24 protein-coding genes and 1 tRNA gene are annotated in these 22126 nt (G+C 65.6%); 16 read left to right on the top strand and 9 right to left on the bottom strand.

The genetic code is table 11. The features are described 5' to 3' along the window. Window positions 1-7 precede the first annotated feature (7 nt). The 6 genes from RMET_RS22745 to RMET_RS22720 all read left to right on the top strand — a co-directional run bounded on the left by RMET_RS22745 (window position 8) and on the right by RMET_RS22720 (window position 7051). Window positions 8-1177: a thiolase domain-containing protein gene (locus RMET_RS22745; RefSeq protein ID WP_011518892.1), complete on the top strand. Its 1170-nt coding sequence runs from the start codon at window positions 8-10 to the stop codon at window positions 1175-1177. A 1-nt stretch (window position 1178) separates the two neighbouring features. Continuing rightward, window positions 1179-1577 (top strand): Zn-ribbon domain-containing OB-fold protein, encoded by a 399-nt coding sequence (locus RMET_RS22740; RefSeq protein WP_011518891.1) that lies wholly within the window; start codon window positions 1179-1181, stop codon window positions 1575-1577. Window positions 1578-1603: 26 nt separating this feature from the next. Then, entirely contained in the window at window positions 1604-3742 is a 2139-nt protein-coding gene (locus RMET_RS22735; protein WP_011518890.1) for an acetate--CoA ligase family protein, read from the top strand. Further along, a complete protein-coding gene (locus RMET_RS22730) occupies window positions 3739-4971 on the top strand; it encodes an acyl-CoA dehydrogenase family protein (protein WP_011518889.1) in 1233 nt (410 codons plus the stop codon). The genes RMET_RS22735 and RMET_RS22730 overlap by 4 nt, the downstream gene beginning before the upstream one ends. A gap of 55 nt (window positions 4972-5026) precedes the next feature. After that, a complete protein-coding gene (locus RMET_RS22725; RefSeq protein ID WP_011518888.1) occupies window positions 5027-5932 on the top strand; it encodes a TauD/TfdA dioxygenase family protein in 906 nt (301 codons plus the stop codon). A 150-nt stretch (window positions 5933-6082) separates the two neighbouring features. After that, window positions 6083-7051: a Bug family tripartite tricarboxylate transporter substrate binding protein gene (locus RMET_RS22720; RefSeq protein ID WP_008651543.1), complete on the top strand. Its 969-nt coding sequence runs from the start codon at window positions 6083-6085 to the stop codon at window positions 7049-7051. Between the two features lie 108 nt (window positions 7052-7159). Here the strand turns inward: RMET_RS22720 and RMET_RS22715 are convergent. Together RMET_RS22715 and RMET_RS22710 are read right to left on the bottom strand one after the other, a co-directional pair. After that, window positions 7160-7236, bottom strand: a tRNA-Val gene (locus tag RMET_RS22715). Window positions 7237-7394: 158 nt separating this feature from the next. Beyond that, window positions 7395-7784 carry a hypothetical protein gene (locus RMET_RS22710; RefSeq protein ID WP_017513452.1) on the bottom strand — a complete coding sequence of 130 codons (390 nt, stop codon included), beginning with the start codon at window positions 7782-7784 and terminating at the stop codon, window positions 7395-7397. Between the two features lie 194 nt (window positions 7785-7978). Here RMET_RS22710 and RMET_RS22705 point away from each other — a divergent pair, with 194 nt between their 5' ends. Next, window positions 7979-8203, top strand: a complete 225-nt coding sequence (locus RMET_RS22705; RefSeq protein ID WP_011518887.1) for a CDGSH iron-sulfur domain-containing protein — start codon at window positions 7979-7981, stop codon at window positions 8201-8203. 68 nt (window positions 8204-8271) lie between these two features. Here RMET_RS22705 and RMET_RS22700 read toward each other — a convergent pair whose 3' ends face one another. Continuing rightward, on the bottom strand, window positions 8272-8595 hold the full coding sequence (locus RMET_RS22700; protein ID WP_024570806.1) for a hypothetical protein: 324 nt from the start codon (window positions 8593-8595) through the stop codon (window positions 8272-8274). Window positions 8596-8761: 166 nt separating this feature from the next. On the opposite strand from RMET_RS22700, the gene RMET_RS22695 reads away from it, so the two are divergent. From RMET_RS22695 to RMET_RS22685, 3 genes are all read left to right on the top strand, one after another. Further along, window positions 8762-9343 (top strand): TetR/AcrR family transcriptional regulator, encoded by a 582-nt coding sequence (locus RMET_RS22695; RefSeq protein ID WP_024570807.1) that lies wholly within the window; start codon window positions 8762-8764, stop codon window positions 9341-9343. After that, a complete protein-coding gene (gene shc / locus RMET_RS22690) occupies window positions 9340-11325 on the top strand; it encodes a squalene--hopene cyclase (protein WP_011518885.1) in 1986 nt (661 codons plus the stop codon). Before RMET_RS22695 ends, shc begins: the two co-directional genes overlap by 4 nt. Before the next feature lie 74 nt (window positions 11326-11399). Further along, a complete protein-coding gene (locus tag RMET_RS22685; RefSeq protein WP_011518884.1) occupies window positions 11400-12320 on the top strand; it encodes a DMT family transporter in 921 nt (306 codons plus the stop codon). 18 nt (window positions 12321-12338) lie between these two features. On the opposite strand, the gene RMET_RS22680 is transcribed toward RMET_RS22685, so the two are convergent. Then, window positions 12339-12542, bottom strand: coding sequence for a DUF3562 domain-containing protein (locus tag RMET_RS22680; protein WP_008651536.1), 204 nt, complete (start codon window positions 12540-12542; stop codon window positions 12339-12341). Window positions 12543-12866: 324 nt separating this feature from the next. Between RMET_RS22680 and RMET_RS22675 the strand changes: the two genes are divergently transcribed. The 5 genes from RMET_RS22675 to RMET_RS22655 all read left to right on the top strand — a co-directional run bounded on the left by RMET_RS22675 (window position 12867) and on the right by RMET_RS22655 (window position 17366). Continuing rightward, window positions 12867-13127: a hypothetical protein gene (locus RMET_RS22675; protein WP_011518882.1), complete on the top strand. Its 261-nt coding sequence runs from the start codon at window positions 12867-12869 to the stop codon at window positions 13125-13127. Between the two features lie 248 nt (window positions 13128-13375). Continuing rightward, window positions 13376-14470, top strand: coding sequence for an ABC transporter ATP-binding protein (locus RMET_RS22670; protein WP_011518881.1), 1095 nt, complete (start codon window positions 13376-13378; stop codon window positions 14468-14470). 15 nt (window positions 14471-14485) lie between these two features. Continuing rightward, the gene (locus tag RMET_RS22665) at window positions 14486-15502 is read left to right on the top strand and encodes an ABC transporter permease (protein ID WP_011518880.1); all 1017 of its coding nucleotides are present in this window, start codon (window positions 14486-14488) and stop codon (window positions 15500-15502) included. After that, window positions 15499-16281 (top strand): ABC transporter permease, encoded by a 783-nt coding sequence (locus RMET_RS22660; protein WP_011518879.1) that lies wholly within the window; start codon window positions 15499-15501, stop codon window positions 16279-16281. The genes RMET_RS22665 and RMET_RS22660 overlap by 4 nt, the downstream gene beginning before the upstream one ends. Beyond that, window positions 16278-17366: an ABC transporter substrate-binding protein gene (locus RMET_RS22655; protein ID WP_011518878.1), complete on the top strand. Its 1089-nt coding sequence runs from the start codon at window positions 16278-16280 to the stop codon at window positions 17364-17366. The genes RMET_RS22660 and RMET_RS22655 overlap by 4 nt, the downstream gene beginning before the upstream one ends. 32 nt (window positions 17367-17398) lie before the next feature. On the opposite strand, the gene RMET_RS22650 is transcribed toward RMET_RS22655, so the two are convergent. Next, the gene (locus RMET_RS22650; protein ID WP_011518877.1) at window positions 17399-17893 is read right to left on the bottom strand and encodes a universal stress protein; all 495 of its coding nucleotides are present in this window, start codon (window positions 17891-17893) and stop codon (window positions 17399-17401) included. Between the two features lie 293 nt (window positions 17894-18186). Here RMET_RS22650 and RMET_RS22645 point away from each other — a divergent pair, with 293 nt between their 5' ends. Beyond that, window positions 18187-18921, top strand: a complete 735-nt coding sequence (locus RMET_RS22645) for an IclR family transcriptional regulator (RefSeq protein ID WP_029310094.1) — start codon at window positions 18187-18189, stop codon at window positions 18919-18921. A gap of 6 nt (window positions 18922-18927) precedes the next feature. Here the strand turns inward: RMET_RS22645 and RMET_RS22640 are convergent, their stop codons facing one another. The 4 genes from RMET_RS22640 to RMET_RS22625 all read right to left on the bottom strand — a co-directional run bounded on the left by RMET_RS22640 (window position 18928) and on the right by RMET_RS22625 (window position 22124). Continuing rightward, complete coding sequence (locus RMET_RS22640; protein ID WP_227874128.1) at window positions 18928-19593, bottom strand: 4'-phosphopantetheinyl transferase family protein; 666 nt, start codon at window positions 19591-19593, stop codon at window positions 18928-18930. Between the two features lie 103 nt (window positions 19594-19696). Continuing rightward, window positions 19697-20926, bottom strand: coding sequence for a beta-ketoacyl-ACP synthase (locus RMET_RS22635; protein ID WP_011518874.1), 1230 nt, complete (start codon window positions 20924-20926; stop codon window positions 19697-19699). Next, on the bottom strand, window positions 20923-21654 hold the full coding sequence (fabG, locus tag RMET_RS22630; RefSeq protein WP_011518873.1) for a 3-oxoacyl-ACP reductase FabG: 732 nt from the start codon (window positions 21652-21654) through the stop codon (window positions 20923-20925). The genes RMET_RS22635 and fabG overlap by 4 nt, the downstream gene beginning before the upstream one ends. Next, window positions 21651-22124, bottom strand: coding sequence for a hotdog family protein (locus RMET_RS22625; protein ID WP_011518872.1), 474 nt, complete (start codon window positions 22122-22124; stop codon window positions 21651-21653). The genes fabG and RMET_RS22625 overlap by 4 nt, the downstream gene beginning before the upstream one ends. Between the last annotated feature and the right edge of the window lie 2 nt (window positions 22125-22126).

Below are 22126 nucleotides of genomic sequence, written 5' to 3'. Positions count from 1 at the left end.
GCTGCGCATGAGCATCAAGGGCAAGGCCTATATCGTCGGGGCCTACGAGCACCCGACGCGCAAGGCGCCGGACAAATCCGTCGCGCAGCTTCACGCCGAATGCGCCAGAGGGGCACTGGAAGACGCCGGACTCTCCCTGTCCGACGTGGACGGCTACTTCTGCGCGGGCGACGCACCGGGTCTCGGCGCGACCAACATGATCGACTACCTCGGGCTGCGCGTGCGGCATGTGGATTCGACCGACACGGGCGGGTCCGCCTATCTGGTCCACGTATCGCACGCCGCGCAGGCGATTGCCGCCGGCAAATGCAACGTCGCGCTGATCACGCTGGCGGGCCGCCCACGCTCCGAAGGCTCCAGCGGCACGCAGGCACGCAACTGGGGCGCCAACCTGCCCGACGCGCCATTCGAGGCGCCGTTCCACCCGGTCACCGTGAACCTGTACGCGATGGTCGCCATGCGCCATATGCACGAGTACGGCACCACGCCGGAACAGCTCGCGTGGATCAAGGTGGCCGCGTCCCATCACGCGCAGCACAACCCCCACGCGATGCTGCGCGACGTGGTCACAGTGGAAGACGTACTGAACTCTCCGCTGATCTCCGACCCCTTGCGCAAGCTTGATTGCTGCGTGGTGTCCGACGGTGGTGGCGCCCTGATCGTGGCATGCCCGGAGATCGCCGCGAAGCTGAAACGCCCCAAGGTACGCATCCTGGGCGCCGGCGAACACGTGAAGGGTCAGCTTGGCGGTCAGGTGGACCTGAGCTGGTCCGCCGCCCGCGTATCGGGTGCGGCAGCGTTCGCCGAAGCAGGCATCACGCCCGCAGACATCAAGTACGCGTCCATCTACGACAGCTTCACCATCACTGTGCTGATGCAACTCGAAGACCTGGGCTTCTGCAAGAAAGGCGAAGGCGGCCGCTTCGTGGCCGACGGCAACCTGATTTCGGGCGTGGGCCGGCTGCCGTTCAACACCGACGGCGGCGGGCTCTGCAACAACCATCCGGCCAATCGCGGCGGCATCACCAAGGTCATCGAGGCCGTGCGCCAGTTGCGTGGCGAGGCCCATCCCGCTGTGCAGGTGAAGCACTGCGACCTGGCGCTGGCCCAGGGCACCGGCGGCTACCTCGGCAGCCGCCATGGCAGCGCCACGCTGATTCTCGAACGGGAGCAATGAGATGACCACCCCGTATATCGCCGCCCCGTTCCCAGCCCCGGAGGAACGCCCCGACAACGCACGCTTCTGGCAGGCCGCCCGCGAGGGACGGCTGTTGGTCAAGGTCTGCGAATCGTGTGGCAAGCCGCACTGGTATCCGCGCGTGCTGTGCCCATTCTGCATGGGCGACACCGCATGGAAGGAGGCCAGCGGCCTTGGCACCGTCTACGCGTTCAGCGTGACCCGCCGCGCAGGCCCGAATCCGTTCTGCATTGCCTACGTGACGCTGGAGGAAGGCGTGACGATGATGACCCATATCGTCGACTGCGACCTCGACACCGTGCGGATCGGCCAGCCGGTGCGCGTCAGGTTCTCGCTCAGTGAGGATGGCGCACCGGTTCCAACCTTCGTGCCCGTGTGAAACGCCCCCCATTTCCGGAGTGAATCGTGAATCCAGTCGCCTCGCCAGTCATATCGCTCAGCACCCTGCTCAACCCGCGCTCCGTCGCGATCATCGGCGCCTCGGATGATCCCGCGCGCATCGGCGGCCGCCCCATCGACGCCATGCGCAAGCTCGGCTATGCCGGACGCATCCTGCCGGTGAACCCGAACCGGCGCGAGGTGCAGGGTCTGCCCGCCTACGCCTCCGTTGCGGATTTGCCAGAGGTGCCTGACGTCGCGGTGGTGGCCGTGCCGGCGGCGCAGGTGCTCGATACCGTCACCGCCCTGGGCGAGCGCGGCACCCGCGCCGCCATTCTGTTCAGCGCTGGCTTTGCCGAGATCGGCGGCGACGGCGTCACGCGTCAGGCGGAACTGCTGGCCGCCGCACGTCGCAGCGGGCTGCGTCTGCTCGGCCCGAACGCGCTCGGGCTAATCAATGTGCGCACCGGCTTCGTCGGCAGCTTTGCCTCAAGCATTTCTCTGGGGCCCATTCAGGCGGGCCATGTCGGCATCGTCAGCCAATCTGGCGCCTATGGCGGGCATCTGGTGATGGCGGCCCAGTCCGCCGGCGTTGGGCTGTCCAGCATCGTGATGACCGGCAACGAGGCCGACATCACGTTGGGCGAGGTTGTCCAATTGATGGTGGATGACCCGCATACACGCGTGATCGCGCTCTATTCGGAAGGCATCAACGACGGCAACGGCCTGGTGGCGGCGCTGCAGGCGGCGCGCCGCGCGCGCAAACCGGTGGTGATGATGAAGGTTGGGCGCAGCGAGGTCGGCGGCGCCGCCGCGCGGTCGCACACGGCGTCCATCGCTGGCGACGACGCCGTAATCGATGCCGTGCTGGCCGAGCTTGGCGTGGTGCGCGCTCGCAGCACAGAGGAAATGCTCGACATCGTGCGGCTGGCCACGCGTGGCATCTATCCGTCTGACAACACGCTGGGAGTCATCACGGTCAGCGGTGGCGCGGGTGTCATCGCGTCGGATGCCGCCGAGGACCTGGGCCTGCCAATGCCGGAGATGCCGGCGTCCACCCAGGCCCGCCTACTGAAGCTGCTGCCGATCTGCTCGCCGCGTAACCCGGTGGACACCACGGCGCAAATCGTCAACGACCTGTCGCTGATCGAGCCGTTCGCGGAGGCCATGGTGGGCGAAGGCGGCTACCGCTCGGTCCTCGGCTTCTTCACCTATGCCGGCGCCACGCCGGCGGTGGCGCCGAGCCTGCGCGAGCAACTGGCGCGCGTGCGAGAGCGGTATCCGGACCGGCTCTACGTACTGGTGCTGCAGGGGCCGCGCGATGTGCTGAATACCTATGAGGAAGCCGGCTTCACGGTGTTCGAGGACCCTACCCGCGCCGTCGTCGCGCTGGCTGCGATGGGCCGCTTCGGGCATGCCTTCGCGCAGCCCGAAACTACGCCCCTGCCGGCAGCGCAGCCGGTCGCGCTGCCCACGCAAACGCCGAGCGAAGCCGAAGCCAAAGCCATGCTCGACGCCGCCGGCATCCCGGCCGTGCCCGAACGCGCGTGCGCCGTGGCCGAGGCGGCCGTGATCGCCGCGCGCGAACTGGGCTTCCCGGTGGTGATGAAGATCCTGTCGCCAGACATCCTGCACAAGTCAGAAATCGGTGGCGTGCTGCTCGACGTGCGCAACGAAGCGGCGGTACGCGGCGGCTTTGCCACGTTGATGCAACGCGCCCGCGACGCGGCACCCGACGCCCGGATCGATGGCGTGCTGGTCGCACGGCAGGTCAGCGGCGGGGTGGAATGCATCATGGGCATCAAGCAGGACCCCGCCTTTGGCCCCATCGCGATGTTCGGCCTCGGTGGCGTGTTCGTTGAAGTGCTCCGCGACGTGGTCTTCCACCGCTGCCCATTCGGCGAGGACGTGGCCGAACGCATGATTCGCTCGATCCAGAGCGCGCCGCTGCTGCTGGGCGCGCGCGGCCGCCCGGTGGCGGATATACCCGCGCTTGCCCAAGCGTTGTCGCGGCTGTCGATCTTCGCGGCCGCCGCTGGCCCGCGCCTGCAGGCCGTGGACGTCAACCCCGTATTCGCCATGCCGGCAGGACAAGGCGCATTCGCCGCCGACGCCGTCATCGACGTAACCCCACCCCAATCCTCATCAGGAGACCTTGCATCATGACCTTCGACATCCCCAGCGAGTGGGTGGAATTTGGCGACGCGCTGATCCGCTTTGTCGATCGTGAAGTCGTCGCGCTCGAAAAGGATCATCGCACCCTGCTGGCTAGCGAACGCACGGTCTATACCGCCGACGGGCGCTATGCCCCGGAGGTGCTGGCGCTACGCCGCCAGGTACGCATGCGATCGGCCGAACTGGGCTTCTACACCGCGCTGTCCGCCGAAGCGCTCGGCGGTGGCGGGCTGGGGCCGCAGGCCGCCGTCTACATCCAGGAGCGCCTGAACGCCCACTGCGGCCCCGAGCGCCATCTGGTGCAGACCGTGGTGCTGCCCTCCCCATTCACGAATGGGCTGTCGCCGGTACTGAAGCATCTTCATCCGTCGGTCTTCGAAAGCGTGCAGCCAGAACTGGCCAGCGGCGACAAGACGATGTGCTTCGGGCTTTCCGAACCGGATGCCGGCTCGGACGTCTTTGGCATGCGCACACGCGCTACGCGCGATGGCGACCACTGGGTGCTCAACGGCACCAAGCAATGGATCACCAACGCGCCCTATGCGGACTACGCGATGGTCTTCGCCGTCACCGACGAAGAGAAAGCCCGCGCCCACAAGGGCGGCATCACCGGCTTCTTCCTGCCCACCCGCACACCGGGGTTCTCGGTACCGAGCGTGATTCCGACGATGGGACACCTGGGCGCCGACATCGGCATCATCTCGCTGGAAAACGTGCGCGTGCCGGACACCCACCGCCTCGGGCCGGTCGACCGTGGCCTGTCCGTGGCGCTCGACGGCGTCAACGCCGGTCGCCTGAGCATGGCCGCCAGTTGCCTCGGCCTGGCCGAGTGGGCGCTGGAACAGGCCGTGGCCTACGCCAAGGTCCGCAAGACCTTTGGGCAGCCTATCGGCGACCACCAGGCCGTGCAGATCATGCTAGCCGAATGCGCGATGGACATCTACGCCACCAAATCGATGGTCCGCCACTGCGCCTGGCTGGTGGACAACGATCTGCCCGCCACAAAGGAGGTCTCCATCATCAAGGCATCGTCCACGGAGATGGCCGGGCGTGTCTTCGACCGGGCAATGCAGATTCACGGCGGCATGGGTCTGACCAACGAACTGCGACTCGAGGCCGGCTACCGCTTCGTGCGCACGATGCGCATTCCCGATGGCACCTCCGAGATCCAGCGGCGCACCATCGCGCGGCGTCTGCTCGACGGCGACACGGCTTTCTGACCGGCGACGCGCGCGACTGCCCCAATACAAGACAAAAGACACCAAGGAGACTGCCATGCGAACCAGCGACACCAAGGACACCAAGGACACCAAGAACGCCGAGGACACCAGAGCCTGGCCCTTCACCCTCCACCGCTGCACGCCGACGATCGGCGCCGAAGTCAGCGGCGTGGACCTGGGCAACCTCGACGACACCACCTACCGCGCGCTGCGACAGGCGTTGCTCGACCACAAAGTGCTGTTCTTCCGCGATCAGCACATCACCCCCGCCCAGCATGTTGCCGCCGCGCGGCGCTTCGGCGAACTGGAGGTCCACCCGATGATCGGCCACCACCCCGATCATCCGGAGTTGGTGGTGTTCGGGCGCGGCGGCGACAAGCGCGGCCGGGAGAACCTGTATCACTCTGACGTGTCGTGGCGCGAGCTCCCGTCGATGGGTTCGATGCTGCGTTGCGTGGAGTGTCCCGAGATCGGGGGCGACACCATCTGGGTCAACATGGCAGCCGCGTACGCGGCCTTGCCGGAGGACGTGAAGACGCGCATCGCCGAACTCCGGGCCGTGCACGACGCCATGCCCACCTTCGGTCAGAGCATGGATGGCGAGCGCTACGACGAAATGCGTGCCAAGTATCCACCTATGGTTCATCCGGTAGTGCGCACCCACCCGGAAACGGGCGAGAAGATCCTTTACGTCAACGAGGGCTTCACCACTCATTTCGCCAATTACGCGCGGATGCAGCCGTACCGCATCGGCTCGGATTTCCGCATGGCTGAGATGGACCTGATGCAGTACCTGTTCCGGCAGGCCGCCGCGCCCGAGTACCAGGTGCGGCTGCGCTGGCGCGCCAACACGGTGGCGCTCTGGGACAACCGGTCCACCCAGCACTACGCCGTGCAGGACTACTTTCCGGCCGTGCGCCACATGAACCGGGCGACGATCATCGGCGACCGTCCGGCGTAGAGCCCGTTACCGACACACACGGCGCCACGGTACTGACCCTGATAGGGCAATCCCGCCCATTCTATTTGGCGGGTTCTCGCATTCCGGATGTCCGCTACCTTGGCGACAAGGGATCCACCGCACATCCGGAACATAGAAAGGAGACACGCAATGTTCATCAAACGACTGCTCGTCGCGGGCATCATGGCCTGGAGCGCGGCCAGCCCTGCGCAGACCTATCCGTCGCGGCCCATCACGTTCGTGGTGCCGGGTCCGCCCGGCGGCGCAACCGACGTCATGGCCCGCGCGCTGGCCGAAGACATGGGCAAGCGTCTTGGACAGACCATCATCGTCGACAACAAGCCCGGTGGCGGTGGCGTGATCGCGGTGCAGGCCGTCACACGCGCCGCACCCGACGGCTACACCCTGCTGCTCACGCATTCGACGCCGCTGATCAACACGCCCTACCTGTACGCGAATGTCCCGTACAACGTGCGCCGCGACCTGGCCTTTATCTCCGAGCTGTGCGTCGGCAAGCTCGTGCTGGCCGTGGGCCGCGACGTGCCAGTCAAGACCGTGCCCGAGTTTCTGGACTGGGCGGCAAAGAACAAGGGCAAGGTCAGCTTCGGCTCGTATGGGGTGGGCAGCTTTCCCCATCTGGTGGGCGCGCACCTGAACCAGACCCGTCACCTGGACATGATCCACGTGGCCTACAAGGGCGAGGCCCCGATGGTGCAGGACATGCTTGCCGGCAATATCGCCTGGGCCATCGGCTCGGTCACCACACTCGGGCCGCAGATCAAGAGCGGTCGCCTGCGCGCGCTGGCCGTCATGGGCGATAACCGCATCAAGGAAATGCCCGACGTGCCGACCATGACCGAGGCCGGCATGAAGGACCAGGAGATGCGTCCGCCGGCATGGATCGGCCTGTTCGCGCGCTCGGGCACGCCGGCCGCCATCCTGTCGCGCGTCGAGGCAGAAGCGCGCGCGTCGATCCAGTCCCCCGCCATGCGCGCGCGGCTCGACTCGCTGGCGCTGGAACCGGTCGGCAACAGCCCCGAGGAATTCCGCCGCTCGTTCGAAACGGCGGAGCCCATCATGGCCCGCCTGATCAAGAGCAGCGGCGCGACGGCGGAGTAATCACGTCGGAGACATCGCGGCCGAGTCATCGCGACCATCTCCGGCGGACCCGGAAAACAAAAACGGACGGCGCCAAATATGGCGACCGTCCGTTTCTGCGTGATGCGTTGGTAGGCTCGATTGGACTCGAACCAACGACCCCCACCATGTCAAGGTGGTGCTCTAACCAGCTGAGCTACGAGCCTGTTGAAGGGAGCGCATTGTATAGACACTGCCACTCTTGCGCAAGCATTTCCTTCGATCGATATTGAAATCGGCGATCGGCCCGCGCGATCGGCTGCGGCAACCGCCCCTGCAACGGCTCCTGCAACGGCTCAATCCGGCGCCGACAGCGGTTCAACGCTCAAGCCAGCTTCTCCTTCAGGAACGCCACCATATACGGTGTGGCGGCGGCCGCGACAGTCGCCGCCGTGCCGGGGTCGAGCCCCATTTTCTCGCCGAGCGATTCGGCCACGCGGCCGGTCAGGATGCCTTCACCGCCCTCGGTCAGCGACTTGAAGAATCCATCGCCATGCACCAGTCCCGCCGCGAACGCCGCGAAGAAACTCTTGCCTGCGTGATCGCCCAGGAGGCCACCACCCTGCTCTTCAACGTGGGCGTGAGCGGTCTCCGCGACCTGCCCGAGCATTTGCTGAGCATCGGCCGGATTGACCCCCTGATCGGCCAGCGCCTGGGCCGCCTGGGTGCCGTGATCGGAAGCCAGGAATTCAGAAACGAGTTGCTGCATATCCATGAAACGCTCTCCTTCGAATAGCCACCACGGCGCCGGGCAGAGGCGCGCGGCGGACCCGCCGGCGCAGCCCGTGGTGGATTCAGCATAGTGCGCAACGCGTGTGTCCGGAGAACGTCGGCGCGGACAAATTCGGAGTACAGTCCCCGACAGGCTCCGGCCACGCGGGCAGATACCGAGCCTGAAGGAGGGATGTCATGGATGACACTGGTAACGACAGGGCCGTCACCGTCACGGTGCAGGACAACGGGCCCTACCGCATCAAGGGGCCGATCACCATCGTGACCCCCGCCGGCGTACCGTTCACGTTCGAGGGGGATCAGGTCTGGCTATGTCGCTGTGGCCATTCCGAGAACAAGCCGTTCTGCGATGGTTCGCACAAGCGCGCGGGATTCGCGAGCGTGCCCCAACCGAAACCCTGAGACACGAAGACCCTGAGACGCGAAGACCCTGAGACACGAAGACCCTGAGCCCTGGTGTACCGGGGACTTCACATCGGCCCGGGGAGCGTCTTCAGCCCGACCCATAGCACGCAGATGACGACGTTGATGGGCACGCTCAGCACGCCCGGCACGTAGAAGAACGCCGACAGCACTGGCGCGCTCAGCATCAGTTCTATCGAACCGCCGAGCAGGCAGAACAGCGCACCACACCAGACCCAGCGGCGCAGATAGGTCAGCAGCCAGTGCGCGTGCGCCTGGTTGAAGCGCCACGCGGCCGAGCGCTCGCGCAGATCGCCTCGACTGGCGTCCTTGAACAGCCAGTCGAAGAAAAAGTACCGGTATAGCAGGGTGCGAAAAGCAAGCTCTTGCATGGTTTGCTCGGGACGTGCCAGCGCCGTGACCATGAGCTTACCCCTGCCAGATCCTCGGCCACCGGTCTTCCCCGGACTTTTTTCCTGGACGTTCATGGCGATGCGCAATCCATGGCAATCGTCCACGAATTGAAAACAATCCGTCCGGATGGTATCTTCCGGGTCCATGAGTGAAGCCCACCGCCGCCCCAAACAACCGCTCCTGATACGCGACCGCCTGCTCTCCGCCACAATCGACCTGCTGGTCGAGGAAGGCATCGGCGCCGTCACCCTTAACTCTGTCGCCACACGCGCCGGTGTGTCGAAGGGTGGCCTTCAGCATCACTTCTCAAGCAAGGAGGAACTGCTGGAAGCCCTGTCTGCCAAGGTGCTCCAGCATTTCACCGGCCAGGTTGCCACGCTGGCCGAATCCGATACCGATGCCCAGGGACGCAATACACGGGCCTATCTGCGCGCCTCCGCCGATGGTTTCGCCGAATCCGGCGAACGCGAGCTGTGGAAGGCCGCGATGATGCTCATCATGGCGCGTCCCGAGTTCCGCACGCCCTACCAGGAATGGGAATCCGGCAGCCTGAATACGGACCTCGCGCAATGCGAGGACCCCATCGGCCTGCTCCTGTGCCGGCTGGCGGCTGACGGGCTCTGGCTGGCCGATCTTCTTGGCCATCGCGCCATTCCCCCGGCTCAACGGGCTGAGCTGGTTCGCCGGCTCGAGCAATTAACGCACTGCCGTCCTCAACAAGCATGACCAGAAAAACAATCCCCGCATCGGAACTCGATGCTGCGATCGTCCGCGCACGCGACGCATTGCTGGACCGCCAGCACCCCGACGGCCACTGGTGTTTCGAACTCGAATGCGATGCCACCATCACGGCCGAGTACATCCTGATGATGCACTTCGTCGACGAGATCGACACCGCGCTGCAGGCCCGCATGGCGAAGTACCTGCGCGCGGTGCAACGGCTCGACGGCCATGGCGCATGGGACCTCTACTTCGGCGGCGATCTCGATATCTCCTGCAGCGTCAAGGCCTACTTCGCGTTGAAGGCGGCGGGCGATCCGCCGGATGCGCCGCATATGGTCAGGGCGCGCGAAGCCATCCTGGCGCGCGGCGGCGCGGCGAAGTCGAACGTGTTCACGCGCATCCTGCTGGCGACCTTCGGCGAGATCCCTTGGCGCGGCACGCCGTTCATGCCGGTGGAATTCGTGCTGTTTCCGCGCTGGGCGCCGATCCACATGGACAAGGTGGCCTACTGGGCGCGTACCACGATGGTGCCGCTGCTGGTGCTGTGCTCGATACGCGCCGCCGCGAAGAATCCGCTTGGCGTGCATGTGCAGGAACTGTTCGTCACGCCGCCCGAACTGGAGCGCGAATACTTCCCGCGCAAGCGTGGGCTGCAGCAAGCGTTTCTGGTCGCGGACCGCGTGGTTCGCCATCTCGAACCGCTGATTCCGCGTGCATTGCGCCGCCGGGCCATCCAGCGCGCGGTGGAATGGTCCGAAGCCCGCATGAACGGTGAAGACGGCTTCGGCGGCATCTTCCCGCCGATGGTGTACAGCTACGAGATGATGGTGCTGCTCGACTACCCGGAGGATCATCCGTTGCGGGTGGAGTGCAAGGCCGCGCTGAAGAAGCTCGTGGTCCATCGCGACGATGGTTCGTCGTATTGTCAGCCCTGCCTGTCGCCGGTGTGGGACACAGCCTGGAGCGTGATGGCGCTCGAACAGGCACCCTCTGACGCACGCACCGAAACCGCCATCGCCCGCGCCTACGACTGGCTCACCGATCGTCAGGTGCTGGACCTGCGCGGCGACTGGGAAAACAATGCTGCGCCCAGCACGCCGCCTGGCGGCTGGGCATTCCAGTACGAGAACCCGTACTACCCGGACATCGACGATTCGGCCGTCGTCCTGGCGATGCTTCACGCGCGTGGCAAGCGCACCGGCCAGCCCGGGCGCTACGAGATGCCCGTCGCGCGTTGTCTGGACTGGATCATCGGGCTGCAGTCGCGCAACGGCGGCTTTGGCGCGTTCGATGCGAACTGCGATCGCGACTTTCTCAATGCGATCCCGTTCGCCGATCACGGCGCTCTGCTCGATCCTCCAACCGAGGACGTCTCCGGCCGCGTGCTGCTGGCACTTGGCATCACCGAGCGTCCGCAGGACGCTACCGCACGCGAGCGCTGCATCCAGTACCTGCGCGACACGCAACAGCCCGATGGCAGTTGGTGGGGACGCTGGGGCACCAACTACATCTACGGCACCTGGAGCGTGCTGGCGGGCCTGGGGCTCGCCGGTGTCGATCGCAAGCTGCCGATGGTGCGCAACGGCCTGCAATGGCTGCGCGGCAAGCAGAACGCCGACGGCGGCTGGGGCGAGACGAACGACAGCTATGCCCGCCCGGAACTGGCCGGCAAGCACGAAGACGGCAGCATGGCCGAGCAAACGGCGTGGGCCATGCTCGGACAGATGGCCGTCGGCGAAGGAGATGCGGATTCGGTGCATCGTGGCGCCGCGTATCTGCTCGATGCGCAGAACGAAGATGGCTTCTGGATGCACCCGTATCACAACGCACCGGGCTTCCCGCGCATCTTCCACCTGAAGTACCACGGGTACACAGCGTACTTCCCGCTGTGGGCGCTTGGCCGATACCGGCGGCTTGCGGCCGCGCGCGCGTCGGCTATGCAAACGGCGAAAGCCGAATCCGCCGAATCCATGACGGCGCACTGATCGGGAAAGCACGCTAGGCGGCGCGGGCTGGAAAGTGCTACTGTCGCCCCATCCCCCGCTCCCGCCAGCCAGGCATGTCAGAACGCCCGACGTATGAGGTACCCGCCGCAACGCCGGGCGCCACACCGAACACGCAGTGGCTGCGCGTAGCGCCCGCGCTATTCCTGCTGCTCTGGTCCGGCGGATTCGTCTTTCTGAAGCTCGGCCTGCGCCACGCCGATCCGCTGACCTTTCTGGCGTTGCGCTATGCATGCGTGGTCGGCCTGCTGATCGTCCCCTGCCTCTGGATCCGCCCTGCGTTCCCGCCGGGCATCAAGCCCTGGCTGCATCTGGGCATGGTGGGCCTGCTGATTCAGGCCGGCTATTTCTCGTTCACCTATCTGAGTCTCAAACACGGCATGTCGGCCGGCGCGGTTGCGCTCGTCACGTCACAGCAACCGATCCTGATCGGGCTGCTCGCGCCAGCCATCGCCGGCGAACGCGTGGACCGGGTGCGATGGCTTGGGCTGGCACTTGGCGTAACGGGCGCGGTGATCGTCATCACATCCCGATCGTCCATCGACGTGGCCACCCCTGCCGGGCTGATATTCGCCTTGCTCGCGCTGTTGGCGATGACAGGTGGCACGTTGTGGGAAAAGCGCTTCGGCACGACCGTGCATCCGGTGGCCTCGAATCTCGTGCAGTACGCCGTCGGGCTGGTCGTCACCGCGCCGCTGGCCTATGCGCTCGAACCGATGCATGTGGCATGGACGCCGGAGCTGTTCGGATCGCTGGCCTACCTGGTGATTGGCAATTCGATCATCGCCATTTCGCTGCTGCTGGCGATGATCCGGCATGGCGAGGCCTCGCGGGTATCGGCGCTGTTCTTCCTCGTGCCACCGATGACGGCGGTGGTCGCCTTCGCGGTGCTTGGCGAGTCGATTCCGCTCGCGGCATGGCCGGGGATGGCCATGGCCGCAATCGGGCTCTATCTGGTAATGGGCAGGCGGAGTTGATAGACCCGAAGACGCCCATCAGTGCGGGCCAGCCGCGTATCGTCCGCGCAGTGCCTTGATGACGCGCCGCTCCGCCAGCACCACGACGTAGTCCAGAATCCGCGCATCGGACGATAGTGAGCACCAGGCGTCCCAGAATTCCCGCTCGACCAGTTTCCTGGGTGCGCCATAAAGCTCCGCAATCCGGTCGATCGCGTGTTCGCCCGATGCCGGGCGACGCATCGAGCCACCTCCCGACGCGGAGGGAATTGCAGGGCTTGAACGATCTGGCTCGGTTCCAGGTGCGAGATACATGGCAGGGCCTTCACGGTGAGGAGTTTGTCGAGTGTAGACGCTATAGCAGGCATTCCAAGTACAGCCAACGTACTGCATATGGCCTAGTACCCGTGATAGTCCCCTACGCCGATTGCCCTTTGATTCGACGCAAGGAGTTGTCGTATTTTGCTTTCCTGCGGTGGGCATCCTGCGCCACCGTTAGTCTTTGGGCCAATAGAGATCGCCCTCGTCACACGCTAAGGTGTAAAACGCTAACCACGGGAGAACCGCATGAGATATCTGGCAAGCCTGATCATGATTTCCGCGACACTTTGCACTGCCCCGGCCTGGGCGCAGTCGGCCTCCGGGGCGGCGGCGCAGGGCAACAATGACGCCATCGTCAAGATGCGCGGAGAGGTTAACGCGGCACGCAAGGAATACAACCGGAAGGTTGCCGAAGCGAAGAAGGTCTACAACGAGGCCAAGGCGGCTGCGGCCAAGGAGCGCGATGCGGCGATCGCGGCTGCTCACGCTGCCGCCGGCCAGAAGTAACGACGTGCGCGCCCAGGCGCGCGAAGTCCCGCCAGACCCGGTTGCCGGGCCACCTTGCCAACCCAAGGTGGTCTGGCAATCGCACTTTCATGCCCAGTGGCCGTTCGCGCCACGACGCTTCTCCCCTTGCCCCTAACATTGCGCTGCTGGCGCCGCCAGATCACGCGCGGGCTTCTATCATGCAGTTGTAGATGTGGCCTTGAACGCCGCATTGCTATCGTCGGCGCCGGCGCGGGAGGAATGCGTGCATGGACCTGCTGCAAGTTCATCACCTGTCCAAGTCTTTCGGCGGCCGGCCGGTCCTCGACGATATCGGCTTCAATGTCGGATCGGGGCAATTCTTCACGCTCGTGGGGCCTTCGGGATGCGGCAAGACCACCCTGCTGCGGCTGCTCGGCGGTTTCTCCGAGCCCGATAGCGGCGAGGTACTGTTCGATGGCAAGAGCCTTCAGGGCGTGCCACCCGAGCATCGCCCCATGCACACGGTCTTCCAGAGCTACGCGCTTTTCCCGCACATGACCGTGGCCGCCAATATCGCTTTTCCGCTGCGGATGCAGAAGTTACCGCGCCACGAAATCGACGGGCGCCTGGGCAGCCTGATCGAAAACGTCCGTCTGCAAGGCTTCGAGCGCTACTACCCGCACGAGCTTTCCGGCGGACAGCGTCAACGCGTGGCCATCGCCAGAGCACTGGCCGCGCGTCCCCGGCTACTCCTGCTCGACGAACCGCTGTCCGCGCTCGATGCGGCGCTGCAAACCCAGATGCTTCATGAGTTGATCGCGTTGCAGCAGCAACTGGGCGTGGCGTTCATCTACGTCACGCACGATCAGACCCACGCACTGGCGCTCTCGCAACGCATCGCGGTGATGCATGAAGGCCACATCGTCCAGCTCGACACACCCGAAGCGATCTACCGCGCACCGGCCACGACATTCGTGGCCGGATTCATCGGGTCCTGCAATCTGCTGGATGCCACCGTCGCGGAATCGAGCGCGGCGCGCCTGCGTGTGCGCATCGCCGGCGTGGGCGAGCGTGACATGCCCGCGGGGCAAGCGCTGGCCATCGGCAGCCGCGGCACCGTCGCCATCCGGCCCGAGGAAATCCAGCTGCGGCCACGTGGCGCATCGCCCGGCGGCAACGCCAGCGCGCCGATGCTCGAAGGCGCCGTCGTCGACCGGCTGTACCAGGGCGATGTCACGCTGTACACGGTCGAGCTTGCCAGCGGACACCGGCTGCAAACGATGGTCGCCAACGCGGGGCCGGTGACCGACGGGCAGTTTACGCGGGGCGATCGCGTCGAGCTCGACTGGCCCGGCAACGCCGGCGTGTTTCTAAGCCGGTGAGGCAAAGAGACGGCCATGATCACGCGCGCGGATCGGCTGGCCCGCTGGCTTGTCTGTGGCATCCCCATCGCCTTCCTGCTCGTATTCTTCGGCATTCCATCGGCCATCATGATCGTGGCGGCATTCCGGACACCGGCGGAGTCCGGCGGATTGCTGCCGCTGATCCCGCCTGACCAGGGTCTGACCACCGCCGCGGCCATCACCATGATCAGGCACTGGCCGGACCTGTTCACGCTCGACAACCTCCGCGAGTTGATCCAGGAACCACTCTATGCCGGGCTGTTTCTCAAATCAGCCGGCTACGCCGCGCTGACCACCGCGATCTGCCTGGTGGCTGCCTACCCGCTGGCATGGTGGATTGCCCGCAGCGACAAGCGACGGCGCGACCTGCTGCTGATCCTTGTGATCCTGCCGTTCTGGTCGAACTTCCTGATCCGGATCTACGCGTGGATGATCATCCTGAGTCCACGCGGATACCTGATGCATGGCGTCAACAGCTTCATCGGCTGGATGGGCTTCGCCCCGGTCGAAGCGCTCTACACCCCCGCTGCCGTCATCCTCGTGCTGGTCTACGTGCACCTGCCGTTCTTCATCCTGCCCCTCTATGCCAGCCTGGAAAAGCAGGACCCCCTGCTGCTCGATGCCGCGCGCGACCTGGGCGCGAATGGCTGGCATTGCTTCTGGCAGGTGATCTGGCCGCTTTCGCTGCCGGGCGTCTACGCGGGCATCGCGCTCGTCTTCACACCGTGTCTGGGGATCTTTGCCGTGCCCGAACTGGTGGGCGGCACGCGATCGATCCTGATCGGCAACCTGATCAAGCAGCAGTTCCTCGATAGCCGAGACTGGCCGCTGGGGTCGGCGCTATCGCTGGCGCTGGTGGGCATCGTGCTGGCGTTGATCGGACTGGCAACGCTGGCGGCACGCGTGAAGGGCACGGCGCGTGCCGCCTCGCAGCGGGGTACGCACAAGTCCGCCCATCGTCCAGCGCAACCCGCGCCGGCCGCCGTGGCCACTGGCAGGAGATCGTCATGAATCGCCCCCGTTGGCCTGTGTGGGTGGCCTGCCTGGGCTGCGCGGTCTATGCGTTCCTGTACCTGCCGTTGCTGATCGTCGTGGCCTACTCGTTCAATGACTCACGCCTGAACGCGGAATGGGACGGCTTCACGCTGCACTGGTATGACGTGCTGGCAAGCGATCCGGACATGCTGGGTGCGGCGTGGAACTCGTTGATGATCGGCGCGATCGCGGCAGGCACGTCATGCGTGCTCGGCACGCTCGCCGCCATCGCGCTGCACCGCTACCGGCCGCCATTGCTGGCTACGCTGGTGCTCGCGCCGATCGCGATGCCCGAGGTACTGATGGGGGTGTCGCTGCTGTTGTTCTTTGTTGCCGTGAATATCGATCTCGGCCTGACAGCCGTGGCGCTGTCGCATATCACGTTCTGCGTGGGCTTCGTTGCCGTGGTGGTGCGTGCCCGGCTCGAAGGGCTCGACGAGAGCCTGATCGACGCCGCCCGCGATCTCGGCGCCTCACCGCTTCAGGCCGGGTGGCATGTCATGCTGCCGCTGATGCTGCCGGGCGTCCTCGCGGGCGCGTTGCTGGCCTTCACCCTGTCGATGGACGACTTCGTCGTGACCTTCTTCACGGCGGGGCCCGGCCAACCGACACTGCCGCTGCAGATTTACTCGATGATCCGGATCGCGGTCACGCCGGAAGTGAATGCGATCTCGTCCATCCTCATGATGCTGACACTGGCCGTGTCGCTCACGGCCTATCGCGTTTCGCGCGACGTCTGGAGGGCGCAACTATGAGTCATCGCATATGGACGAAGGTGCGCCATCTGCTGGTGAGCCTGACGCTGATGGGGTGCTTTGGCCTGGCCATGGCCACGGAAGACCTGAACGTATTCACCTGGAACAACGCGCTGTCGCCCGAGACGATTGCCCGATTCGAGTCCGAATGCGCCTGCCACGTGAACCTGACGTATTTCGGTTCGATGGAGGAAGCGCTGGCCAAGCTTGCGGGCGGCGCGCAAGGGTTCGACGTGATATGTCCGAGCAACTACGGCATTCCGGCGCTGATCCGCCTGGGGCTGCTCCGGCCGCTGGACAAGCACGCCATCCCGAATCTTCGCAATATCGACCCGGCGTTCCTGAACACGCCGCTTGACCCGGGCAACGTCTATTCCCTGCCCTACGATTTCACGATCACGCTGGTCGGCTACAACGCCACGCGCCTGCACGATCTGGGGCTCGATGCGTCGTCATGGTCGCTGGTTTTCGACCCGCACATGCTGGAGAAGCTGCGGGGCCGTGTCACCGTGCTGGACGACCCCCGCGAAGTCATCGCGGCTGCGTTGCGCTACAAGGGCCACTCCGGTAATTCGACGGACCCTGCGCAACTGCGCGAAGCCGAGGCGGCCATCCGCGCCGCGCTGCCCTACTGGGCGGCGTTCAACAGCCAGAGCTATATCCGCGAGCTTACGGTCGGCAATATCTGGGTGGTGCTCGGCTATTCGAGCGATGTCTATCAGGCCGGGTTGGACGCGCGCAACACCCACCGGGCTTTCTCGATCACCTCGTCACTGCAGCGCGAGGGCAATGGCATGACCGCCGACAGTTTCGTGGTCACAAAGACGGCGCCGCATCCCGCGCTGGCGTACAGGTTCATCAACTTCATGCTGCGCCCTGAAAATGCCGCTGAGATCACTAATGCCATCGGCGCGGGCAATCCGAATGCCGCGGCGCGCGCGTTCATCCGGCCAGACCTGCTGGCCGACCCGGTCATCACGCCGGGTGTCACGCAGCGACAGCGGCTCGAACAGTTGAACGACCTCGACAGCCGCACACGGCGGGCGTGGAATCGAGCGTGGACCGACCTCAAGGTCGGCCACTAGCGATTCGATCGGGAAAGGATTGGGATGGGGAATTACGCGGAAGTGGTGCTTTGGCCGGCGGCCACTTCCTCGGCCAGCGGAATGTCCCCACGCACCACCAATACGGGAACGGAAGCGTGGCGCACCAGGGTTTCGGCCACGCTGCCAAGCACGACGCGCTGCAGCCCGCTCTTGCCGTGGGTGCCGATGACCACCAGGTCAGGCTTGCTGTCCTGGATGTCATGGATCAGCCGGTTCGCAACGTCGCCGAGCGTGGACTTATCGTCGAGCAGCCGCTCGGTGAACTTGATCCCGGCGCGCTCGGCGTGGTGCCGGGCCTTGACGAGCAGCGCATTGCCGGCCGCCACGCGATGCTGGTGCTCCTCCTCCAGTTCTCCACCATGCGCGCGCACCCTAAGGAAACCGTAGTCGATGACATGGATGATCTCGAGATTTGAACCGGTGGCGCGGGCCAGCCGGACGGCTTCGTCCAGCGCGCGGGACGAGCAGTGGCTATCGTCGATCGGGACCATGATGTTGCGATACATGTGGGGCTCCTTTTGGAATGGCAGTCCCCGCCAGGATGGCGGAGATTCTCACACGTCACTCTAAGCGTGGAGGTTGTTGTTGCTTTGATGTAGCGCAAACTCGCTCCAGTCTTAAATCTAGCCGACTCCGGGAACCTGCGCTTGCGGCATTGCAGCCACCCAGCCAGCCACATCGACCGGACATTCGGGCCCGTGCTACAGTCCGCCGGGTATCAGACGCCACATTCAGACGCCCCAAGACTCCGCCCGCCATGCCAGAGCGCCCCGCCCCTTCCGCTGCCAAACCGTCGTCGATGAACGTCAAGACGGCGCTGCGCGTCATCGAAATCATCGAAACGTTCGCACGCGAGCGCCGGGCGTTGTCGCTGTCGGAACTGGCCCGCCTGCTGGCCGTGCCGGCGTCGAGCTGTCTGGCGCTGATCCGCACGCTGACCTCGCTCGGCTATCTCTACGAAACCGCGCGCCGCCAAGGCTACTACCCCACCGGCCGCCTGCTGGCGATGGCGCAGCAGATTGCTCGCCACGATCCGGTGCTGGATCGCGTGCACGGCACGATGAGCGAGTTGCGTGACGCCACCGGCGAAACCATCGTCATCGGCAAACTGCATGAAGGGCAGGCGGTGGTGTATCTGGATGTGCTTGAATCACCACATGCGATTCGATACATCGCCACGGCGGGCGAGCGCCGCGAGCTTCATGCCAATTCGATCGGCAAGGCCCTGCTGGCGGCGATGGACGAGGCCGAACGCGCGACGCTGCTCGCGCAACTGCCCTTCCAGGCGTTCACCTCGCGCACGCTGACCACGCCCGCCGCGCTGGAGGCGGATCTGCAGCAGGCGCGCGAACGCGGCGCTTACGTGAACCTGAGCGAGTCGATGCCCGACGTGGGGGCGCTGGCATGGCCGGTGCGGCTGTCCGGCGAGTGCTACGCAATTTCGATTGCGGGTCCGGTCTACCGGATCGAACCGCACCTCGACCGCTATGCGCCAATGCTGCGCGCCGCCTGTGCGGCACTGGAAAAAACCTGAGCGGAATCAGTCGGCGGCGTCGCGCTCGCGCAGCCGCCAACCGGTGGCATCCGGCAAGCCCAATCCGTCCACGGGCGCGGAAGCCGCCAACGCCAGCACGGCGTCATCGCGCCGCCAGGTCACCGCATTGGCCTGGGATATCGGCGCCGGCAGCGCCTCCACCACATGTCCCATCATGGTCTGGAACAGGTTGCCACCGTGGCACTTGATCCACGCTTCCTTCAGGGTCCAGAGTTGAAAAAACGCCACGAGACGCGCATCGGCATCGCTCTCGCGCAACAGTTCGGGTAGCGCGGCACGCTCGGCCTCCGTCGTGGTGGCTTCGATCAGCGTGTCCAGATGCTTGCGCGGCTGCAGGTGCTCGATGTCGATGCCAACCGGCACATCGGCCACCGCGCAGGCCAGGTGATCGCCGGAATGGGCAATCGACACGAATACCGGCACGCCCACCGCTCCGCTCGTATGTATCGCCAGTGGCGGCGAATCCTCCGCGGCCGACAGCGCCCACTCGGACGCATCGCCGCCGAATGTCACCGCCAGTAGCCGGCGCGCCAGCCACCGGCCGGCGGCGAACTGCTCCGCCCGCGCCTCGGCCCGCATCGTCGCCAGCCGCCCCAGTTCTTCCTGCGACATCCAACGGCTCACGGGCGGCGCCATTGCCGCGAAGGCCATCACAGATCCGGTACGCAGTGCGAGCGGCATGTCAGTGGAAGGGTTCGAATGCGTCGAAAAGGATCGAAAAGGATCGAAAAAGGCCGAAAGGGTCAGGAACGACTCAGTCGCTCCAGCGGCGCAAGACCAGCGACGTATTGATGCCGCCGAACGCGAAATTGTTGCTCATCACGTACTCGGTGTCGATAGCACGCCCCTCGCCCACGATGTAGTCAAGTTGCGCGCAGCGGGGATCGGGGTTCTCCAGATTGATCGTCGGCGCAAACCAGCCATCGCGCATCATCTCGATCGTCATCCACGCCTCGAGCGCACCACACGCGCCCAGCGTATGGCCGACGTAGCTCTTGAGCGAACTGATTGGCATTCGGGCGCCAAACACGGCGTGCGTGGCCTGTGATTCGGCGATATCGCCCTGATCGGTAGCCGTGCCATGCGCGTTCACGTAGCCGATTCGATCCGGCGAGACGCCGGCATCGTCGAGCGCCATCCGCATGGCCAGGGCCATCGTGCCGGCGTCGGCCTGGGTCACATGCACGCCATCGCTGTTGGTGCCATAGCCGACGATCTCGGCCAGGATCGGGGCGCCGCGCTGGCGCGCGTGCTCCAGTTCCTCCAGTACCAGCGTGCAAGCGCCCTCGCCCAGCACCAGGCCATCGCGCGCGGCATCGAACGGTCGTGGCGTCGCCGTGGGCGCATCGTTGCGCGTGCTGGTGGCGAACAGCGTATCGAAGACGGCCGCCTCCGTGGCGTCAAGCTCTTCGGCGCCGCCGGCCACCATCGCCACCTGACGGCCCATGCGGATCGTCTCGTATGCGTAGCCAATGCCGTGGCTGCCTGACGTGCAGGCGCTCGACGTGGTCAGGATGCGGCCCTTGATGCCGAAGAACACGCCGATGTTTACGGCGGCCGTATGCGACATCATGCGGATGTACGTGGTGGCATTGACGCCCTCGGTGGTGCGGTCGCTCATCATCCGCGCGAAGTCCTGCGCGGCGGACGGCGTGCCGGTCGAGGACCCGTACGCGATCCCCATCTGTCCGCCGGTCACCAGCGGATGTCCGGCCAGCCCGGCACCGGCCAGCGCCGATTCGGTCGCCAGCACGGCCATCTGCGACACGCGGCCCATGGTCCGCATGAGTTTGCGCGTGTAGTGCGGCGGCAGCGTGAACGGCGGCACCGGCGCCGCGATGTGCGTGTTGAGGCCACGGATCTCGCGCCAGTCTGGCATGACCACTATCGCATTGCGACCGGCGGCCAGGCGCTCGCGCACCGTCGCCCAGTCGTTGCCGATCGCGCTGACCGCGCCCGCTCCCGTGACCACCACCCGCTTCATCCGAACATGCCTCCGTTCACCGAAATCACCTGGCGCGTAATGTACCCGGCATCGGGCGAAAGCAGGAACGCCACCGTGGCCGCCACCTCGTCCGGGGTGCCCATGCGGCGGGCGGGAATCATCTTCATGGCTTCCTCGCGCACGTGTTCCTCGATCATTTCCGTGTCGATCAGCCCCGGCGCCACGCAGTTGACCGTGATCTGGCGTTTGGCCAGTTCGATCGCCAGTGCCTTGGTGGCGCCGATCACCCCAGCCTTGGCAGCGCTGTAGTTGGTCTGCCCGCGATTGCCCACGATCCCGGACGCCGACGACAGCGTGACGATCCGGCCCGGCCGACGCCGCTGCACCATTGGCAGCACCACGGGATTGAGCACGTTGAAGAACGCATCGAGGTTGGTGTGAATCACCTCGTCCCACTCCTCGCCGCTCATGGCCGGAAACGCTGCATCGCGGGCCAGCCCGGCGTTGCAGACCACTCCGTAGTAGCAGCCGTGATGGTCGATATCGGCCAGCAATGCGCTGGCCGCGGCCTCGCGTTGCCCGACATCGAAACACAGCACGCGCGCATTTCGGCCGAACGCGCGCACGGCGTCGGCCACCGATTCGGCTTCGTTGCGACGCGCGCGGCAGTGGATCACCACGTCATAGCCATCGCGCGCAAGACGCAGCGCAATGGCGCGGCCGATGCCGCGCGATGATCCCGTGACGAGCACGGTCTGGGTTGTCATGTCTGCTGCCCCTCGAGGAAGGCCTGCGCGTCCGCAGGCCGATATACCGAAACCGTTGCCCGAGCCACCTCCTGGCCGCCCATGTCCAGCGTGCAGGCGAACAGCGACAGGCCGTCATCACCCGTCATCTCCAGCCGGGCACGAATGGTCAGCACGCTGCCCACCGGAAACGCGGGCACGTCACTGGCATAGCGGCGCGAGCCCAGCAGGAAACCCGGGCCGGGCTTGCATCCCTTGCCGCGAGCCTGCATACCCGCCCATGCCGCGATCGTCTGCGCCATGTACTCGATGCCAATCCATGCGGGCATCCCAGCGTCATCGACGAACAACTGCGTCGACCTGACTGTCGCGCGCGCCACGCACTGGGTGTCATCGGCTGCCAGCAGTTCGTCGATCAGACGCATCGCGCCGTCATGCGGCACCAGCTCGCCAACGGGCGGCAAGGTCGATATCGGTGCGGGTGTGCGCATCT

Source organism: Cupriavidus metallidurans CH34 (assembly GCF_000196015.1).
Taxonomy (GTDB): Bacteria; Pseudomonadota; Gammaproteobacteria; order Burkholderiales; family Burkholderiaceae; genus Cupriavidus; species Cupriavidus metallidurans.
This window is presented reverse-complemented; position numbering and strand designations above follow the sequence as displayed.

What these genes read in the sequence shown, in the direction of transcription:
- RMET_RS22745 (WP_011518892.1), top strand. Translation starts at nt 8, where the DNA reads ATGAGCATCAAGGGCAAGGCCTATATCGTCGGGGCCTACGAGCACCCG.
- RMET_RS22740 (WP_011518891.1), top strand. Translation starts at nt 1,179, where the DNA reads ATGACCACCCCGTATATCGCCGCCCCGTTCCCAGCCCCGGAGGAACGC.
- RMET_RS22730 (WP_011518889.1), top strand. Translation starts at nt 3,739, where the DNA reads ATGACCTTCGACATCCCCAGCGAGTGGGTGGAATTTGGCGACGCGCTG.
- RMET_RS22725 (WP_011518888.1), top strand. Translation starts at nt 5,027, where the DNA reads ATGCGAACCAGCGACACCAAGGACACCAAGGACACCAAGAACGCCGAG.
- RMET_RS22720 (WP_008651543.1), top strand. Translation starts at nt 6,083, where the DNA reads ATGTTCATCAAACGACTGCTCGTCGCGGGCATCATGGCCTGGAGCGCG.
- RMET_RS22710 (WP_017513452.1), bottom strand. Translation starts at nt 7,784, where the DNA reads ATGGATATGCAGCAACTCGTTTCTGAATTCCTGGCTTCCGATCACGGC.
- RMET_RS22705 (WP_011518887.1), top strand. Translation starts at nt 7,979, where the DNA reads ATGGATGACACTGGTAACGACAGGGCCGTCACCGTCACGGTGCAGGAC.
- RMET_RS22700 (WP_024570806.1), bottom strand. Translation starts at nt 8,595, where the DNA reads ATGCAAGAGCTTGCTTTTCGCACCCTGCTATACCGGTACTTTTTCTTC.
- RMET_RS22695 (WP_024570807.1), top strand. Translation starts at nt 8,762, where the DNA reads ATGAGTGAAGCCCACCGCCGCCCCAAACAACCGCTCCTGATACGCGAC.
- shc (WP_011518885.1), top strand. Translation starts at nt 9,340, where the DNA reads ATGACCAGAAAAACAATCCCCGCATCGGAACTCGATGCTGCGATCGTC.
- RMET_RS22685 (WP_011518884.1), top strand. Translation starts at nt 11,400, where the DNA reads ATGTCAGAACGCCCGACGTATGAGGTACCCGCCGCAACGCCGGGCGCC.
- RMET_RS22680 (WP_008651536.1), bottom strand. Translation starts at nt 12,542, where the DNA reads ATGCGTCGCCCGGCATCGGGCGAACACGCGATCGACCGGATTGCGGAG.
- RMET_RS22675 (WP_011518882.1), top strand. Translation starts at nt 12,867, where the DNA reads ATGAGATATCTGGCAAGCCTGATCATGATTTCCGCGACACTTTGCACT.
- RMET_RS22670 (WP_011518881.1), top strand. Translation starts at nt 13,376, where the DNA reads ATGGACCTGCTGCAAGTTCATCACCTGTCCAAGTCTTTCGGCGGCCGG.
- RMET_RS22665 (WP_011518880.1), top strand. Translation starts at nt 14,486, where the DNA reads ATGATCACGCGCGCGGATCGGCTGGCCCGCTGGCTTGTCTGTGGCATC.
- RMET_RS22660 (WP_011518879.1), top strand. Translation starts at nt 15,499, where the DNA reads ATGAATCGCCCCCGTTGGCCTGTGTGGGTGGCCTGCCTGGGCTGCGCG.
- RMET_RS22655 (WP_011518878.1), top strand. Translation starts at nt 16,278, where the DNA reads ATGAGTCATCGCATATGGACGAAGGTGCGCCATCTGCTGGTGAGCCTG.
- RMET_RS22650 (WP_011518877.1), bottom strand. Translation starts at nt 17,893, where the DNA reads ATGTATCGCAACATCATGGTCCCGATCGACGATAGCCACTGCTCGTCC.
- RMET_RS22645 (WP_029310094.1), top strand. Translation starts at nt 18,187, where the DNA reads ATGAACGTCAAGACGGCGCTGCGCGTCATCGAAATCATCGAAACGTTC.
- RMET_RS22640 (WP_227874128.1), bottom strand. Translation starts at nt 19,593, where the DNA reads ATGGCCTTCGCGGCAATGGCGCCGCCCGTGAGCCGTTGGATGTCGCAG.
- RMET_RS22635 (WP_011518874.1), bottom strand. Translation starts at nt 20,926, where the DNA reads ATGAAGCGGGTGGTGGTCACGGGAGCGGGCGCGGTCAGCGCGATCGGC.
- fabG (WP_011518873.1), bottom strand. Translation starts at nt 21,654, where the DNA reads ATGACAACCCAGACCGTGCTCGTCACGGGATCATCGCGCGGCATCGGC.
- RMET_RS22625 (WP_011518872.1), bottom strand. Translation starts at nt 22,124, where the DNA reads ATGCGCACACCCGCACCGATATCGACCTTGCCGCCCGTTGGCGAGCTG.